Below are 16,442 nucleotides of genomic sequence, written 5' to 3'. Positions count from 1 at the left end.
CAGACTCGAACTAAATTTTCTGAAGATTAGCTAAATGCCTGTCAATCTTCTCACCTATTTTCTGCCAGGGATGATCTTTCATGATCCGGGATGGCCCCTCCCATGTCCAACCTTTGGTTTTCTCTTTGTACATCTGGCCAATAAAAGTGGCACCTTGAACAATAGAGTACATTCCTTCCGTTTCTTCGGCAGTGTAAATTTTATCGTTTATCGTGAATTCTATAGTTTCCATATCGTTATTTTATAAATGAAGATAAAAAAATTGAATCACAGTATGATATTCGTCAGAACTTAATTTTTTCAAAAACGGCCCTCACGAAATTCATCACTCCATAACAAATTAAACCGAGTCCGAGTGCAGCCAATAAGTAAGTCCCAAAGGAGCTCTGTTCAACAAATCCAAACGCGGAGGCTGTATCACCGGCTTCGGAAGCTTTATTATTTAAAGTCGCCTTAAGAAAGAGGAAAGCAATTATGAGCCAAACAATCCCCCTCGATATATATCCTATTTTACCGGCACGCATCAACGAGCGCGCTGCATCATGATCAAGCTCTTGCAGATCTACATGTTTGCGATATTTTTCAGAGTTTCCGTACCAAATTTGATAAACGCCAATCCCCGCAATTATAAGTGCAACAATCCCCAGAAGCCACTGGCCGAAAGGCTGATTTAAAATATCACTTACTGTGTCTTTTTGTGAGCTTCCCCCTCCTCCTCCTTTCCGACCATTTAGCACGAACTTTAACGAAAAAAAAGCCAGAGCCAAATATGTTAAACCACTAAAGAAATAGCTGAAGCGCTTGGCAAAACCTTTTGCGTTACTGCCCTTCCGCTCTGTATCGAGAAAAGTTTGCAAGAACCTCCAAACGGCATAACAAAACAAACCCAGAGTAATAACTGCAAGGATAAGTTTGCCTGCGGGCTGTTCAAGAATAAATTGAAATACCCCTTCTTTATTGGTCTTTTCGGATGTCTGGCCGCCTAAATGAAAGGCCGACATGATGGCCAGCAGCCCGATCAGGCAATAAACTATTCCTTTTGCTGCCAGGCCTAATTTGGCTATTGGTTTAATCCAGGATGAACTTGTTTTCAGATTCAATATATAAGTATTAGTGATTAAATAAAGGTTTTTAACGAGGAAATGTTTCTTAATGAAAGCAACAAATTATTCATTTGTATTTTTGAGGATGTATACGCGTGAACAGGCATCGCAACTCCGGCAGGAATTCTGGACAACTTTTGGTTTGTATATGTCTCCCCAATTATCCCCGGAAGGGCAGAAAGTAAACTGGCTGAATTACAAAACGGGAATAAAGAACGTGCATTTTAAAATGGATGCGGATAAAAATAAAGCCCGTATCGCCATAGAGATCACACACCCCGACGCAGGAATTCAGGAATTATTTTTCCAGCAGTTTGAAGAATACAGGGATATATTACACCAAACACTTAATGAAGAGTGGACATGGAGTTTTCAGTCTGCAGACGAATACAACAAGCCCATCAGCTGGATCGGAACCGAACTGCCGGGAGTAAATGTGTTTAAAAAAGAAGACTGGCCTGCAATCATCTCTTTCCTGAAGCCGAGAATTATAGCGCTCGATGGGTTTTGGGGAGACGTGAAGGACGGCTTTGAAGCGTTGAAGTAAAAAGAAACTCCGCATGATTGAATAGCCGGTCAGAAGCGCCATACTTCGCTTTTGACCGGAATGGTACTCAATCTTTAGAAATTTGGCTTCAAAACGTATTTATTATAGAATCTGAAGATATGTTCGGTTGCTTCTTCGGCAGTATCTACCAGGCGGTAAAGATTCAGGTCTTCCGCACTAATGTTTCCGGCATCAAGCATGTTCTTGTTCACCCAGTCAAGCAAGCCTTTCCAATATTCAGAACCTACAAGAACGATTGGGAAACGGGCGATTTTTCCGGTTTGTATCAAAGTAATTGCTTCGAACATTTCATCCATAGTACCGAACCCGCCCGGAAGAATGATAAAGCCCTGCGAGTATTTCATAAACATTACTTTGCGCACAAAGAAATAATCAAATTCTAAAAGCTTATCCCGGTCGACGTATTTATTATGAAATTGTTCAAAAGGAAGCTCGATGTTTAAACCAACCGACTTTCCGCCTGCTTCGTAAGCACCTTTATTGGCGGCTTCCATGATACCGGGCCCACCTCCCGAAATAACACCGTATCCCTTCTCGGTTAATAAACGGGCAATATCTTCGGCTAATTTGTAGTATTTGTTGTCGTTTGTCGTTCTGGCCGAACCGAATATTGACACACAGGGGCCAATTTTTGCAAGCTTCTCAAAGCCATCTACAAATTCGGCCATTATTTTAAATATCTGCCAGGAATCGGTTACTTTAATCTCCTGCCAGTCTTTATTATCAAATGCATTTCTTATCTGTTCGTCACTTGTCATAGTTCCCTAAATAAGTAAAAATTTAAAAAGTTGTTTGTTCTTTGGTACTTCTACTGGTTAGTAACAACAAAAGATACGTAATTAAAGCGTTGTAGATGATCAGCTCGAAACCAATGCCATACCCTACCCAGTTCACAGAGTTAATATCAATCAGATAACATATAGCGGGCGAGAGTATACAGATAAAGGGCACGAATTTATCTGTCACGCCTTTTCTGGTAAACATGCCAAAAGCGAATAAGCCGAGAAGAGGCCCGTACGTGTATCCGGCAGCCTTAAAAATTGCGTTCACTACCGAATCGTTATTAATTACCTTGAATCCTAAAATCACTAAAAGCATCAGGAAAGAAAAAACCACGTGTACCACATGCCGGGTACGAACCAGTTTAGGTGAGTTCTGATCCTTCTCTTTATTAAAATCCAGAAAATCAATACAGAACGAGGTTGTAAGCGCCGTTAACGCCGAATCTGTAGTAGCGAAGGTTGCAGCGGTGAGGCCGGCCATAAAAATAATTGCGGGCACAATATTGAGGTGATTTAAGGCTATCTCAGGGAACAGATGATCGGGGGTTTTGAACGAGGTTACATCAATATTGTTTTGAGCAGCGAACATATAAAGTAATGCACCCACACTTAGAAAAAACAGATTTATGATCACGAATATCCCCGTGAAGGTTAGCATGTTTTTTTGTGCTTCACCGATATTTTTACAGCTTAAGTTCTTTTGCATCAGATCCTGATCAAGCCCCGTCATTGCAAGGGTAACAAATATCCCCCCGATAAACTGCTTCAGAAAATGAGCTTTTGAACCCATAAAATCTTCCCAGAAAAAGATCTTCGAATAAGAACTTTCCTTCACTGCTTCAAAAGTCTGAGCTAAATTCAGGTTCAGACTCTGCGAAATAAATACGATTGATAACACCACAGATAAAAGTAGAAATGTTGTTTGCAATGTATCTGTGATAATAATCGTTTTTAATCCTCCTTTAAACGTATAAAGCCAGATAAGTACCAGACAAAGGGTAATGGTTACCCAGAAGGGCACATTCCATGCGTCGAAAATGAACTTTTGCAACACAATACCAACCAGGTAAAGACGGAAGGCAGATCCTATAGTCCTTGAAATCAAAAAGATCATAGCACCTGATTTATAGCTCCAGTACCCCAGCCTCTTTTCCAGGTAGGTGTAAATGGAAACCAGGTTCATGCGGTAATAAAGGGGGAGCAAGACCGTCGCAATCAGCACAAAGCCAACTGCGTTACCTAAAACAAATTGAAAATATCCGAAACTTCCCTTTCCCACCGCTCCGGGAACCGAGATAAACGTTACCCCCGAAAGCGCTGTACCAATCATCCCGAAAGCTACCAGGTACCATTTTGAGTTACGGTTAGCGATGAAGAATGTGGAATTATCGGAAGATTTCCTGGAAGTGAAATAAGATACGGCGATAAGCATCACAAAATATCCGATGATAAAAGTTAATAATATTCCCGGCGACATAGTTTAAATATTGAATTCTAAATGTATGAAGATGATTTAATAGATTTTAATATGATTACACAGAATTTAACTATCATCAGCTTAATCGTTATTTTTACACGATGAATTTCTCTTCCCGCTTACTTGAAAACGCTGTTACCGAATTTTCTAAGCTTCCGGGTATCGGACAAAAAACGGCCCTGCGGCTTGTTCTTCATTTACTTAACCAACCCACGCAAGATGTGGAACGGTTTAGCGATGCCTTAACCAGGCTAAAAAAAGAAATTCGCTTTTGCGAAGTATGCAAAAATATTTCAGACAATTCGATCTGTGAGATCTGCTCCAGTAGGAAACGGGATAAATCGCTGGTTTGTTTGGTTGAGGATACACGCGACGTGATGGCGATAGAAAACACTAATCAATACAATGGCGTTTATCATGTTCTGGGCGGCTTAATTTCTCCTATGGATGGAGTCGGTCCTTCAGATTTGAACATAGATTCAATTGTTGAACGCGTAAAAGCCGGCGAAATTCAGGAAGTGATACTTGCCCTAAGTGCCACCATGGAAGGCGATACCACTATTTTTTACCTGTATAAAAAGCTTAAAGATTTCCCCGTAAAGTTCAGTACCATAGCCAGGGGGATAGCCTTTGGCGGCGAAATAGAGTATGTAGACGAAATAACCCTTGGGAGATCTATTGTAACAAGGGTACCTTATGAAACCTCGCTGAGGTAAGCTTAGTCTTTTTAAATCAGTGGGTAAGACCTCTTCTCTATCCTTTTCAGCTTTATGCCTTTCACCGTTAACCTTTCTCCTTTTACCTTTTACCTTTTACCTTTAACCTCTTACCTTTACCCCTTTCATCTCAAACCATGTCTTTAAAGAACAAAACAGTTATCATCACAGGGGCATCATCCGGCATCGGAAAAGCCTGCGCAGAAGAATTTGCCCGTAATGGAGCCAATCTGGTATTAGGCGCCCGTCAATATGTAACTCTCTGCGAAATTACTGAAGAGCTGGAAAAGACTTATGGAATTAAGGCTATTGCGGTACAATGCGATGTTTCTAAAGAGGAAGAATGTAAGTTTTTAATTAAACAGGCCAACGTTACATTCGGACGGATTGATGTACTGATCAATAATGCAGGAATTAGTATGCGTGCATTATTTAACGATTTAGACCTCGTAGTGATCCGGAACCTGATGGATGTTAATTTTTGGGGAACGGTTTATTGCACCAAATATGCGCTGCCCGAGTTGCTAAAAAACCAGGGTTCAGTAGTCGGTGTATCATCAATTGCCGGATACAGGGGTTTGCCCGGGCGTACCGGATATTCTGCTTCGAAGTTTGCTATGAATGGTTTTCTGGAGGCACTACGGGTAGAAAACTTAAAAACAGGTTTGCATGTGATGATTGCGGCTCCGGGTTTCACAGCATCAAACATTCGAAATACAGCACTGGCAAAAGACGGCGAATCTCAGGGCGAAACCAGTATGGACGAAGGTAAAATGATGACTGCCGATGTAGTAGCCAAAATTATTGTAAATGGTGTGCTAAAAAGAGAGCGAACCCTGATTATGACAACTCAGGGTAAACTTGCTGTGTTAATGAATAAACTCATACCTGCTTGGGTTGACAAAAAAGTGTTTGAACTTTTCGCGAAAGAGAAAGACCCTTTGATCAAATAAACTCGACTCCTGTTACCTAAAAACCTGATCTATAAGCGTTACGTTAATGAAGCGGCCTGCGCTTGATTATTCCGCCATTGGTTTCGGTTATCACATTCATCACGATAAAAGCTTTCCTGTCAATTATTTTAACAACTTCTTTAATCTTAGATACTTCCAGCCTTGTAACCACTGTAAAAATTATATCGATATCCTTATCATCGTGAGGATTAGTACCATACCCTCTTTCTCCTTTATAGACCGTTACACCCCTGCCCAGTTCGTGTATAATGGCTTCGCGGATCTCGGTACTTTTGGCAGAAACTATAGTAACGCCTGTATATTCTTCAATCCCCTGAATAATAAAATCTACTGTTTTTGACGCCGACAAATAGGTAAGAATCGAATACAGCGCAGCTTCGATACTCAGCACAAAAGCGGCTATACAAAAGATAGCCACATTGATCAGTAGAATAATATCACCGATAGAAAAAACACTTTTCTTATTGATGTAAACCGCAATTATTTCAGTTCCATCCAATACGCAACCGCCCCGCATGGCCAGGCCAATACCCGCTCCAAGAAAAAAACCACCAAAAATGGAGATAAGCAGCTTATCGTGGGTAATAACCGGAAAACTAAAGAAGTATATCACCATCGCCAATGCAGTAACCGCTATCAGCGTATTTGCAGCGAAACGTTTTCCAATTTGCTTTACTCCGATCAGAATAAATGGAACGTTAAAAACAACCAGCCAGACGGAAACAGGAATTTTTTCGCTCAGATGATTAGCCAATAAAGCCAAACCAGTCACTCCCCCGTCGATAAATCCGTTTGGTAAAAGGAAACCTTTGAGTCCGAAGGCAGCAAGAGCCACACCCACCACAACAAATGCCCAATTGGCCACCTTCTGCCTCATCGAAATAATATACTTTGTACGTCTGCTCCTCATGTGGGCTAAAATAAATTATTGAGTGTTTTTGCGACGAATATAAACAGCGTACATTTATAACCGGGATGTTTTATCGACAAAATAAAATTTAAACAATATTTTTGCACAGCAAAAAAGATATAGGCATATTTGCAACACTTGGATATGAAAAAAACAACAGAATATAAATCTCTATGGTGGCAAATGTTAATTCGTTAGCAATTCCATAGGGACATATATTTTTATAGAACTAAATTAGGGTTGCTTCAAAGAGCAACCTTTTTTTTTGCCTAAAAGGCACACATAAATGAAAGACATATTAAATCACTTATTCGAACACAAAACATTCACACAACAACAGGCGAGAGAGATCCTCACCAGCATCGCCACAGGTAAGTACAACTCGTCACAAATGGCGGCTTTTATGACCGCCTACTGCATGAGGAGTATCACGGTGGAAGAATTGGAAGGATTCAGAGATGGCATGCTCGACCTGTGTTTAAAACCCGGTTTGGCAGATTACGACCTGATTGACTTATGCGGAACAGGCGGCGATGGAAAAAACACCTTCAATATTTCTACCCTGGCATCGTTTATAGTGGCCGGAGCCGGACACAAAGTGGCGAAACATGGCAACTACGGCGTATCGTCGGGCTGCGGATCTTCAAATGTTATGGAATATCTGGGATACCAGTTCAGTAACGATACCGGGAAATTAAAAAGAAGTTTAGACGAGGCTGGAATATGCTTCCTCCATGCCCCATTATTTCACCCGGCAATGAAAACGGTATCACCAATAAGAAAAGAACTGGGTGTTAAAACCTTCTTTAATATGCTTGGGCCGATGTGTAATCCGGCGCAACCACGTTTTCAGAGTGTGGGAGTATTTAGCCTCGAGCTGGCACGTATTTACGCTTACCTTTATCAAAAGTCGTCTAAAAGCTATACCATATTACATGATTTAGGTGGATACGATGAAATCTCTCTGACGAACAGCTTTAAGGTATTCTCTAACTCCGGCGAGAAGATCAGAACGGTTGAAAGCCTTGGTTTTGAAAAGATCTCTCCCGAGCTGATCACAGGAGGTGAAACAGTAGAAGAATCGGCCAGGATTTTTACTGGCATCCTCGAGGGCAGAGGTACTAACGAACAAAACAACACGGTCTTATGTAATGCGGCTATCGCGATACAGACCATTCAGCCGGAAAAAAGCTTTGGCGATTGCTTTTACGTTGCAGAAGAATCACTGGTGAGCAAAAAGGCGCTCAGCAGTTTCAAAACCCTACTTAGCATAAAGTAATGAGAAAAGATATTAAGCTTAAGGTTTGTGGTATGCGCGATGCGGAAAACACCATACAACTGGCTGCTCTGCAACCCGACTATATAGGCTTCATCTTTTATCCTGAATCAAAACGGTATGTCGGGGAAATAGATCAGAACATTCTGAAAAAGATACCGTCTGACATAAAAAAAACCGGCGTTTTTGTCAACGAGTCTTACCGCGTGATAGTTGATAAAATCAGCGATTTTAAACTCGATGCAATACAGCTGCATGGAAAGGAATCGGCAGAGTTTTGCGATAAATTCCGGACGGTGGATGTTGAAGTAATTAAAGCTGTAGGAATAAGTAACCCGGCAAACTTTGACGGATTGAATGAGTATTCCGACGCAGTCGATTATTTTCTTTTCGATACCAAAACAGAACAACATGGCGGATCCGGCAAGACGTTTGACTGGAGCTTGCTTAAATGTTATACCTTAAACAAGCCCTACTTTCTTAGTGGAGGTTTAAGTTCAGAGCATCTGAATGACTTATCAGCCATACAAGACAACAGGCTTTACGCGCTCGACCTGAACAGTCGGTTTGAACTCGAGCCTGGATTAAAAGACATACAAAAATTAAGATCATTTTTTAATGAAATAAGAGTCCCTGTTTAAATGGGATTGGAGGACACTATGAGTTATCATGTAAATGAAAGAGGATATTTTGGAACATTTGGCGGAGCCTATATTCCTGAAATGCTATATCCAAACGTTGAAGAACTGCGGGAAAAATATCTTGTGATTATGTCTGATCCCAAATTTCAGGAGGAGTATCAGCAATTGTTAAGAGACTATGTAGGACGCCCTTCACCTTTATATTTTGCAGGGCGCCTCTCTAAAAAATATGGTGCCAACATCTTCCTTAAACGGGAAGACCTGAACCATACCGGCGCACATAAGATCAACAACACCGTCGGACAAATCTTACTGGCCGAACGACTGGGCAAAAAGCGAATTATTGCCGAAACCGGGGCCGGTCAGCATGGAGTGGCTACCGCAACGGTATGCGCGTTAAAGGGGATTGAATGCGTAGTTTATATGGGGGCTGTTGATATTGAAAGACAAGCGCCAAACGTTGCCCGGATGAAAATGATGGGCGCTACGGTTATACCCGCAACCTCGGGAAGTCAGACTCTTAAAGACGCTACTAACGAAGCATTGCGCGACTGGATTAATAACCCTGTGGATACTCATTATATCATTGGTTCGGTAGTAGGCCCCCACCCCTATCCCGACATGGTTGCCCGCTTTCAGGCTATTATTTCGGAAGAAACTAAATGGCAGTTGAAGGAAAAAACCGGCAAAGAAAACCCAGATTACGTAATGGCTTGTGTAGGTGGCGGCAGTAACGCTATCGGCATGTTCTATCACTTTCTGAACGACGAGGATGTAAAACTTATCGCGGTTGAAGCTGCGGGAAAAGGTGTTGATTCGGGAGAATCGGCGGCTACCACATATTTGGGTACCGAGGGCGTACTGCATGGCAGCCGTTCTATTGTAATGCAAACACCCGATGGACAGGTTATTGAACCGTATTCGATATCGGCGGGACTGGATTATCCGGGAATTGGCCCGCAGCATGCCCACTTACACACTTCCAAAAGGGCATTGTATGTAAGCGTTACTGACGACGAGGCTCTGAATGCCGGACTGGAACTGACAAGGCTTGAAGGAATTATCCCGGCTATCGAAAGCGCTCATGCTTTTGCATACCTCGACAAGATGAAATTTAAGGGCGATGAAACTGTTGTAGTCTGCCTGTCTGGCCGTGGAGACAAAGATTTGGCCAATTACATGAATTATTTTGGATTTTAAAATGAACAGAATCAATCAACTTTTCGAACGGAAAAAAGAAAATATCCTCTCTATATATTTCACAGCCGGATACCCGGGCCTTAACAGTACCATCGACATTGCTGAGGCCCTGGAAAAAGCGGGTGCAGATTTCCTTGAAATAGGTATCCCCTATTCAGATCCCCTGGCAGACGGGCCGGTTATTCAAAACAGTTCTTTGAAATCAATTGAAAATGGCATGACCCTGAAAGTGCTGTTCGAGCAATTAAAAGATCTGAGGAAAAGGGTATCGATCCCTGTCCTTTTAATGGGCTATGTTAACCCGATTCTTCAATATGGAGTAGAAAAATTTTGCGCATCGTGCAAGGAGGTTGGGATTGACGGACTTATCGCCCCCGATCTTCCGATGTACGAATACGAAGAACTCTATATTAATTGCTTTCGCGGAAGCAATCTGAGCAACGTTTTTCTCATCACACCACAAACATCAGAAGAGCGGATCCGGAAAATCGACGAGCTTACAAACGGCTTCATTTATCTGCTATCCTCTTCATCAACCACAGGTAAAGATGTTTCGCTGTCGGATGTAACCGAGAATTACTTTTCGAGAATTAAAGCAATGCAGCTTAAGAACCCAACGATGATAGGTTTCGGAATTTCTGATAATAAAAGCTTCAGCAAGGCCACCGAATATGCCAACGGAGCGATTGTCGGAACCGCATTTGTGAAGTTATTAGGAGAAGACAATTATATGGAAAGGATTCCCGAGTTCGTAAGTTCTTTAAAAGGGAAACAAGAGTTCGCCTGATTACAGCCGGTTTTTCTCAATTTTTTCATGTGTTTTCAGATACTCGCCTAAGGCAGCAGAACCATACCATTGATACAATTCTGCATCAAGGAGTTTCTCTCTGAAAGCTGGGTCGGTTGCTAAAAGGACATTTGCTTCTTCAATACTCTTTACATTAAGGATGAAAATTCCACGATAGGCCTTATCATTCTTCTTGAATGGCCCCGCAACCACCAGTTTGCCCAAAGCAGCAAGCCGGTTGATGTTGGCAATATGCTCCTTAAACAAGCTGTCGATCATAGCTTTACTATCGGTTTTATTTGAGCCTGTTTTGAGTATAACCAGAACGTACGATTTCATTCCATAAATATCAGCGCCCAGGGAGTCGGCCAATGTTTTGTCGTACCTGAGATTTAGTGTCTGTGTTTTTGCATTAATGCTCAGAATCGTTAAAAACGTACAAATCAGGATCAGCCTCATAGTGTCAGGAGTTAATTATTTCAAATTAAATTACTGATTTATTGATTAACAGCAGGTTTATTTTGACAAACTTCCCTGCGAGACTTCCTCCACTCTGAATTTTACAATTTTCGTAATCAGATCCAGCGGCATAGGCTTATTTAGGGGAAACTGGATAGAGCCTTTACCTGTTTTGTAAGCCGAAAGCTCGTTAATGAAAGCCTGGTTCCCTTCCGGAAGGGCATAAAAACCGATGTGAGTTTTGAATGCAGCAAAGTAAACGAGAGGTGATTTGTTGAGTTTGAATGCGGGCATCGCATAGCTGATTGTTTCTATTGCTTCCGGAGCTGCAGCTCTAACCGTGTTGCGAACCTGTTCTAATGTTTCCCTAATTTCGTTGGGAAAACCGGAAATGTATTCGTCAATAGTACTGAACTTGGCGGTATTCATATGAATTTTTATTGTATGTAGTCTCTTGTAGATTCAATACAAAGATGCCTTCATACCTTTAACAGCCAGCTGTACGAACGCGACAATTTACAGGTAAATTGCGACGAGATAAGACCTACTGTTGTGTGCCAACAGACCACATATTACCGGCAAAATCTTTAAATGTACCTCTTTTATCAGGATCACCTTCCCGTTGCGATGGAGTCTCAACTACAGAACAGCCAAGTTCAATTGCCTTGTTAAAGATTTGATCTACGTCGGGTACATAAAGATGCACAACGTGAGTAACAGCCGGAAACCGTTCAGAGGAATCACCAATCATGATCACTGAATCGTCAATCCTGAGTTCCATATGCATAATAGTCCCGTCGGGGTTGTCGTAGCGGCGAAGTTCGGTGGCAGTAAAAACATGTTTTAGAAACTCGACGAAGCTCGAAGCGCCATCTATTATAAAATATGGCGATAACGAATTGTAACCTGAAGGTTTGAACTGTTTTTCCATAGGTAAGAGCATTAGATTCTCTTTATAATACGTAATTTATGAGTATGTCTTTTCAAATCTAAACTATAAATCCCCTGACCGTCAATAGGATCTATTTTAACCCTTCCGGATGCATGGATAATATTCTGCTCATCCAGCATAATCCCAACATGAATTACCCTTCCTTCTGCGTTATCAAAAAAAGCCAGATCACCTGGTTTTGCTTCCTGCAAGAAATTCACTACCTCTCCTTGTTCTGCCTGCTGCCATGCATCTCTTTTTAACGTTTTACCAAGCATTTTAAATACTATTTGAGTAAGGCCAGAGCAGTCAATACCAAATAACGTACGCCCACCCCATAAGTAGGGCGCCTGGAGGTAAAACCTGGCATAGTCGATCACCATCGCCGAAAAATCGCCCGGGGCTAAAATCGAATCAGCTGGTAACTGGTATTCTTCCGTCCCTAAAAAAAACCTTCCATTCAAAGGCTTTGGAACAGAGCTCCCTGCCACCAGATACAGTTTTTCGCCTGTAGATACCTTTACCACCTCATGATAGGGTTTTAATCCAAGCATAAAGGATTGCTCGCCAGGCTGCATCAGGCAGCTCTTGATTGGTGTAAATTGCTTGCTATCTATCCATCCCTGATAATCGTCAAAACAGGTTTTCACCTGTACCCACTTTTCAGTTATTTCCAGCACTTCAAAGCAATCGCCAAAAAGCAACTGAGTTAAAATTTCGCTTCTGTCAGACGCTTCCGCCCTTAAAGGGACGACAGATAAATTACAGGCTCCGTATTCAATCATTATTAGTGCAAAAAAACTGAAAATTGCTTAGATTCAGGAAATAAAAAACTTAGCTTTTACTTTATTGTTTTAACAATGGTGAAAAAACACTAGAAAATGCTTTATGAAAACCTTCAATCAAATCCACAAAATTTTAATCGCTGTTGAAGACAGTCAGTATTCTGAACGAGCCACCGGATATGGCATCGAACTGGCAAAAAAACTGGGGGCTGAAATCGCTTTGCTGCATGTAAACGAACTGCCTGTTGCAACGCCCTATGTTGCCGACCCTCTCCTGAATGAACCTCCCATTATGATGCCGGAGATCATTCACGCACAAGAAGATGCAAGTAAAAAATTATTGAACAAAATCGCTGACTCAATCGGCGAAGAGTATATGGTTTATACTTTTCATAAGGCAGGAAATCCAAAAGATGAGATTTTAAACACTGCAGAAGAATGGGATGCAGATATAATCATTTTAGGTACTCACGGCCGAACCGGCTTTGATCATTTTATCTCTGGCAGTGTGGCCGAAAGGGTTGTAAGAAAGGCAAAATGCCCTGTTCTAATAGTTCCCAATAAAGATTCTGAAGAGAAATAGCACCTCATGGCTGAGGTACTAACGAAAAAAAGCGGCTCAAGGGCCGCTCTATATTTCTATAACAGGGATCAGCCTTCGGCATGAAGCCATGCTTTCTTTGCCAACAACTCCTCTTCTGTTTCGCGTACATCCACGTCATCGATACAGCAATCTACCGGACAAACAGCAGCACACTGCGGCTCGTCGTGAAAACCTTTACATTCTGTACATTTATCAGAAACTATATAATAAAACTCATCTGAAATTGCTGGTTGAGCCTCTTCAGCATTTATTGTTGTACCGTCACCAAAATCAATTACTCCACGTAAAGCCGTACCCTCAGAGAAACGCCATGCAGCCCCTGCATCATAAATAGCATTATTAGGGCACTCAGGCTCACAAGCTCCGCAATTAATGCATTCGTCTGTTATTATTATCGCCATGTTCTAAAATTCTATTTCTTAACCGTAATTTTGCAACCGCAATTGCATTACAAAAACAATGCAAATATAATACAATCTGTTGATTTTATTTTAAGGACTTCCATTTTGACACTAGAACAACGAAAAACAGCTTTCAAAAGTTTGGGCAGCTATCTTCAATCACCAGATGAAGCGCTGAAACATCTGATAAAAACCGCGCATTTGACAAACGGCTGGTTCACTGCTGAAGAAACTGCGAAGGCTGTTAAAGGCATCGCAGCGATGTTGAACGAACAGGATTTAGACCTATGGCTAAGCCACCAAACAATTGATACTCAACAAAAAACAATCGGATTAGTACTGGCGGGTAATATTCCTTTAGTGGGTTTCCATGATATCCTGACGGTGTTAGCAAGCGGACACAAGGCGCTTATAAAGTCCTCATCACAAGACAAGCACCTTATTCCCCATCTGATAAACAAGTTAGTGGAGTTTGAACCTCGATTTATACATCAAATAGAATTCACCGAGAGGCTTGGAGGTTTTGATGCTGTTATTGCTACAGGAAGCAATAATACTTCGAGATACTTTGAATATTATTTCGGCAAGGTTCCGCATATTATCCGGAAAAACAGGAACAGCATAGCTGTACTTACAGGTAAAGAGACGAAGGAGGAACTTTACTTACTCGGCCGGGACATCCTTGATTTTTTTGGCCTGGGATGCCGCAATGTTTCAAAGCTATTTGTTCCGGAAGACTACAATTTCAGCACGTTCTTCGAATCTATTGAAGATCATAAAAATGTGGTAAATCATCATAAATACTGTAATAATTACGACTATAATAAGTCGATATACCTCATTAACCGCGAAAAACATCTCGACAACGGATTCTTGCTGGTTAAGCAGGACGAACGGCTAACCTCACCTCTTGCCGTGCTCTTCTATGAAGAATACACCTCTATCTCTTCACTCGAAGAAAGAATCGCACCGCTTTCAGAACAGATTCAGTGTATCGTTACCAGCGAAGCTTTTGCTCTTGAAAATCAGCAAGTCGGTTTTGGCAAAAGTCAGCAGCCGAAACTATGGGATTATGCCGACGGGATTAACACCCTTGAATTTTTACGGAGTTTATAAACAAGGAGCCAAAAACGATAGAAAATCATAACTTTGGCAGCATGTACATCATTAAGGTGAAAGGTGTGGCACGAATTCCTGACTACGTACAGTTACGGGATGATAAATTTACCTTATTGGCCTATTTCAGAGTAGACAGGCCGGATAAATCGCTGGATAAAATTGGTCTGGGCGATAAATCAGAATACATCATGAACCTTGTGAAGGAGCTTCCTTTTGGGAAGATTTTAAAATTAGAGCTTTAATATGATTGGCAACACTGTTATAAAACTTGAAAATGTAGACGTTTACCAGCAGAAGCACCTGGTATTAACAAATGTCAACTTGCAGATCGACAAAGGCGAATTTGTATTTCTTATCGGTCAAACCGGATCAGGAAAGAGCAGCTTGCTTAAGATAATTTACGGCGATCTGCATATTTCATCAGGCGAAGGCCACGCGGGAGGATACGATCTTAAAAAACTTACCGATAAAGATGTTCCTTTTTTGAGAAGAAAACTCGGGATTGTATTCCAGGATTTTCAACTGTTAACAGACCGAACTGTTGAGGAAAATTTGCGCTTTGTAATGCATGCCACCGGTTGGAAAGACAAGAATCTGATCGCCGATCGTATCAAAGATGTATTGGAGAAAGTGGGTTTGCGCTCTAAAATAAAAAAAATGCCCCACGAATTATCCGGTGGCGAACAACAGCGTGTAGTTATTGCCCGCGCTCTTCTGAACGACCCGGAGATCATACTTGCCGACGAACCTACAGGAAACCTCGACCCTGATACTTCAGAAGAAATTATGCTTCTGCTGAAAGAAATAAGTCGCTCGGGTACCGCCGTGTTAATGGCCACCCACGATTACCAGCTGATCCGCACCTTCCCCTCACGTATTATAAAATGCGAGAACGGAAAGGTACTGGAAGATGCCAAAATTGTATGATTTTGAAATCATGCGTCAAATTGTTTTAAACTAAGAACAAATCACTGACAGCTTGGCTGTTTTATTTGATTGGCAAAAATTTTGTCTAACCCCTTTATTATGAAGTTTTCAGATATGTTGAAAAACAAGAAGAAAAACCAGAAACCAGAAGTTATGAATGAAAATAACGAAGTGAAACCGGAAATAGAACAGGAACTCGAGCAGGTAAGCGAAATATTAAGCCATCAAGGTGATGGCGGAGATTCGGACAACAGGCCTGCAAGTGATGTTCAGGATCAACCATCAGAAGAAGAAAAACTTAAAGCCGAATTAGCAGAAGCGAACAACAAATATCTTCGCTTGTATGCTGAGTTTGATAACTATAAAAGACGTACCAACAAAGAAAGAATAGATCTTCTTCAAACAGCCGGAAAAGACGTCCTGGTAAGTTTGCTACCTGTAGTAGATGATTTTGACCGCGCTTTAAAATCAATGGAAACTGCTACCGATGTTTCTGCTGTAAAAGAAGGCATTGTTCTGGTTCAGAATAAATTAAAGAGCATTTTAACGCAAAAAGGATTAAAAGAAATGGAATCTGTGGGTACTGTTTTCGACGCAGATATTCACGAAGCCATTACCAATATCCCTGCTCCGTCAGACGACCTGAAAGGGAAAGTTATAGATGAGGTAGAGAAGGGTTATTATTTAAATGACAAGGTAATTCGCTTCGCAAAAGTAGTTGTAGGAGCATAAGGAGATGTGCAAATAAGCAGATGTGCAAATGCAGCAAGCGCAGATGCACA

The 16,442-nt window shown here is 41.4% G+C and carries 22 protein-coding genes; 12 read left to right on the top strand and 10 right to left on the bottom strand.

What is annotated here, in order from left to right:
• Positions 1-10: 10 nt before the first annotated feature.
• The gene (locus tag J3P43_RS16935) at positions 11-232 is read right to left on the bottom strand and encodes a hypothetical protein (protein WP_255904664.1); all 222 of its coding nucleotides are present in this window, start codon (positions 230-232) and stop codon (positions 11-13) included.
• A 52-nt stretch (positions 233-284) separates the two neighbouring features.
• The gene (locus J3P43_RS16930) at positions 285-1,100 is read right to left on the bottom strand and encodes a DUF1206 domain-containing protein (RefSeq protein WP_255904662.1); all 816 of its coding nucleotides are present in this window, start codon (positions 1,098-1,100) and stop codon (positions 285-287) included.
• Positions 1,101-1,152: 52 nt separating this feature from the next.
• On the opposite strand from J3P43_RS16930, the gene J3P43_RS16925 reads away from it, so the two are divergent.
• Entirely contained in the window at positions 1,153-1,650 is a 498-nt protein-coding gene (locus J3P43_RS16925) for a DUF4268 domain-containing protein (RefSeq protein ID WP_255904660.1), read from the top strand.
• A gap of 74 nt (positions 1,651-1,724) precedes the next feature.
• Here J3P43_RS16925 and J3P43_RS16920 read toward each other — a convergent pair whose 3' ends face one another.
• Both J3P43_RS16920 and J3P43_RS16915 read right to left on the bottom strand, forming a co-directional pair.
• Positions 1,725-2,429 (bottom strand): LOG family protein, encoded by a 705-nt coding sequence (locus J3P43_RS16920; RefSeq protein WP_255904658.1) that lies wholly within the window; start codon positions 2,427-2,429, stop codon positions 1,725-1,727.
• Positions 2,430-2,451: 22 nt separating this feature from the next.
• Positions 2,452-3,930: a sodium:solute symporter gene (locus J3P43_RS16915; protein ID WP_255904656.1), complete on the bottom strand. Its 1,479-nt coding sequence runs from the start codon at positions 3,928-3,930 to the stop codon at positions 2,452-2,454.
• 101 nt (positions 3,931-4,031) lie between these two features.
• On the opposite strand from J3P43_RS16915, the gene recR reads away from it, so the two are divergent.
• Both recR and J3P43_RS16905 read left to right on the top strand, forming a co-directional pair.
• The gene (gene recR, locus J3P43_RS16910; protein ID WP_255904654.1) at positions 4,032-4,646 is read left to right on the top strand and encodes a recombination mediator RecR; all 615 of its coding nucleotides are present in this window, start codon (positions 4,032-4,034) and stop codon (positions 4,644-4,646) included.
• A gap of 137 nt (positions 4,647-4,783) precedes the next feature.
• The gene (locus tag J3P43_RS16905) at positions 4,784-5,599 is read left to right on the top strand and encodes an SDR family oxidoreductase (RefSeq protein WP_255904652.1); all 816 of its coding nucleotides are present in this window, start codon (positions 4,784-4,786) and stop codon (positions 5,597-5,599) included.
• Between the two features lie 43 nt (positions 5,600-5,642).
• Here the strand turns inward: J3P43_RS16905 and J3P43_RS16900 are convergent, their stop codons facing one another.
• Positions 5,643-6,530: a YitT family protein gene (locus tag J3P43_RS16900; RefSeq protein ID WP_255904650.1), complete on the bottom strand. Its 888-nt coding sequence runs from the start codon at positions 6,528-6,530 to the stop codon at positions 5,643-5,645.
• Between the two features lie 286 nt (positions 6,531-6,816).
• Between J3P43_RS16900 and trpD the strand changes: the two genes are divergently transcribed.
• The 4 genes from trpD to trpA are packed head-to-tail and all read left to right on the top strand — an operon-like array spanning position 6,817 to position 10,434.
• On the top strand, positions 6,817-7,809 hold the full coding sequence (gene trpD / locus J3P43_RS16895; RefSeq protein ID WP_255904648.1) for an anthranilate phosphoribosyltransferase: 993 nt from the start codon (positions 6,817-6,819) through the stop codon (positions 7,807-7,809).
• A complete protein-coding gene (locus J3P43_RS16890) occupies positions 7,809-8,447 on the top strand; it encodes a phosphoribosylanthranilate isomerase (protein WP_255904646.1) in 639 nt (212 codons plus the stop codon). Before trpD ends, J3P43_RS16890 begins: the two co-directional genes overlap by 1 nt.
• An 18-nt stretch (positions 8,448-8,465) precedes the next feature.
• Positions 8,466-9,647 carry a tryptophan synthase subunit beta gene (gene trpB, locus J3P43_RS16885; protein WP_255905104.1) on the top strand — a complete coding sequence of 394 codons (1,182 nt, stop codon included), beginning with the start codon at positions 8,466-8,468 and terminating at the stop codon, positions 9,645-9,647.
• Position 9,648: 1 nt separating this feature from the next.
• Positions 9,649-10,434: a tryptophan synthase subunit alpha gene (trpA, locus tag J3P43_RS16880; RefSeq protein ID WP_255904644.1), complete on the top strand. Its 786-nt coding sequence runs from the start codon at positions 9,649-9,651 to the stop codon at positions 10,432-10,434.
• Here the strand turns inward: trpA and J3P43_RS16875 are convergent, their stop codons facing one another.
• From J3P43_RS16875 to J3P43_RS16860, 4 genes are all read right to left on the bottom strand, one after another.
• Positions 10,435-10,893 (bottom strand): YciI family protein, encoded by a 459-nt coding sequence (locus tag J3P43_RS16875; RefSeq protein WP_255904642.1) that lies wholly within the window; start codon positions 10,891-10,893, stop codon positions 10,435-10,437.
• Positions 10,894-10,950: 57 nt separating this feature from the next.
• On the bottom strand, positions 10,951-11,322 hold the full coding sequence (locus J3P43_RS16870; RefSeq protein ID WP_255904640.1) for an iron chaperone: 372 nt from the start codon (positions 11,320-11,322) through the stop codon (positions 10,951-10,953).
• Between the two features lie 115 nt (positions 11,323-11,437).
• Entirely contained in the window at positions 11,438-11,824 is a 387-nt protein-coding gene (locus J3P43_RS16865) for a VOC family protein (RefSeq protein WP_255904638.1), read from the bottom strand.
• 11 nt (positions 11,825-11,835) lie between these two features.
• Complete coding sequence (locus tag J3P43_RS16860; RefSeq protein WP_255904636.1) at positions 11,836-12,609, bottom strand: C40 family peptidase; 774 nt, start codon at positions 12,607-12,609, stop codon at positions 11,836-11,838.
• A 103-nt stretch (positions 12,610-12,712) separates the two neighbouring features.
• Between J3P43_RS16860 and J3P43_RS16855 the strand changes: the two genes are divergently transcribed.
• The gene (locus J3P43_RS16855; protein ID WP_255904634.1) at positions 12,713-13,192 is read left to right on the top strand and encodes a universal stress protein; all 480 of its coding nucleotides are present in this window, start codon (positions 12,713-12,715) and stop codon (positions 13,190-13,192) included.
• A gap of 68 nt (positions 13,193-13,260) precedes the next feature.
• On the opposite strand, the gene J3P43_RS16850 is transcribed toward J3P43_RS16855, so the two are convergent.
• Positions 13,261-13,614: a 4Fe-4S binding protein gene (locus J3P43_RS16850; RefSeq protein ID WP_255904632.1), complete on the bottom strand. Its 354-nt coding sequence runs from the start codon at positions 13,612-13,614 to the stop codon at positions 13,261-13,263.
• 105 nt (positions 13,615-13,719) lie between these two features.
• Here J3P43_RS16850 and J3P43_RS16845 point away from each other — a divergent pair, with 105 nt between their 5' ends.
• From J3P43_RS16845 to J3P43_RS16830, 4 genes are all read left to right on the top strand, one after another.
• Positions 13,720-14,730 carry an acyl-CoA reductase gene (locus J3P43_RS16845; protein ID WP_255904630.1) on the top strand — a complete coding sequence of 337 codons (1,011 nt, stop codon included), beginning with the start codon at positions 13,720-13,722 and terminating at the stop codon, positions 14,728-14,730.
• 41 nt (positions 14,731-14,771) lie between these two features.
• On the top strand, positions 14,772-14,975 hold the full coding sequence (locus tag J3P43_RS16840) for a fructose-6-phosphate aldolase (RefSeq protein ID WP_255904628.1): 204 nt from the start codon (positions 14,772-14,774) through the stop codon (positions 14,973-14,975).
• A 1-nt stretch (position 14,976) separates the two neighbouring features.
• Positions 14,977-15,660, top strand: coding sequence for a cell division ATP-binding protein FtsE (locus tag J3P43_RS16835; RefSeq protein WP_255904626.1), 684 nt, complete (start codon positions 14,977-14,979; stop codon positions 15,658-15,660).
• Positions 15,661-15,759: 99 nt separating this feature from the next.
• Positions 15,760-16,392: a nucleotide exchange factor GrpE gene (locus J3P43_RS16830; protein ID WP_255904624.1), complete on the top strand. Its 633-nt coding sequence runs from the start codon at positions 15,760-15,762 to the stop codon at positions 16,390-16,392.
• Positions 16,393-16,442 lie beyond the last annotated feature (50 nt).

This window comes from Paradesertivirga mongoliensis (assembly GCF_024436395.1).
GTDB lineage: Bacteria > Bacteroidota > Bacteroidia > Sphingobacteriales > Sphingobacteriaceae > Paradesertivirga > Paradesertivirga mongoliensis.
Note: the sequence above shows the minus strand (reverse complement) of the source record. Positions and strands in the feature narration are given on the sequence as shown.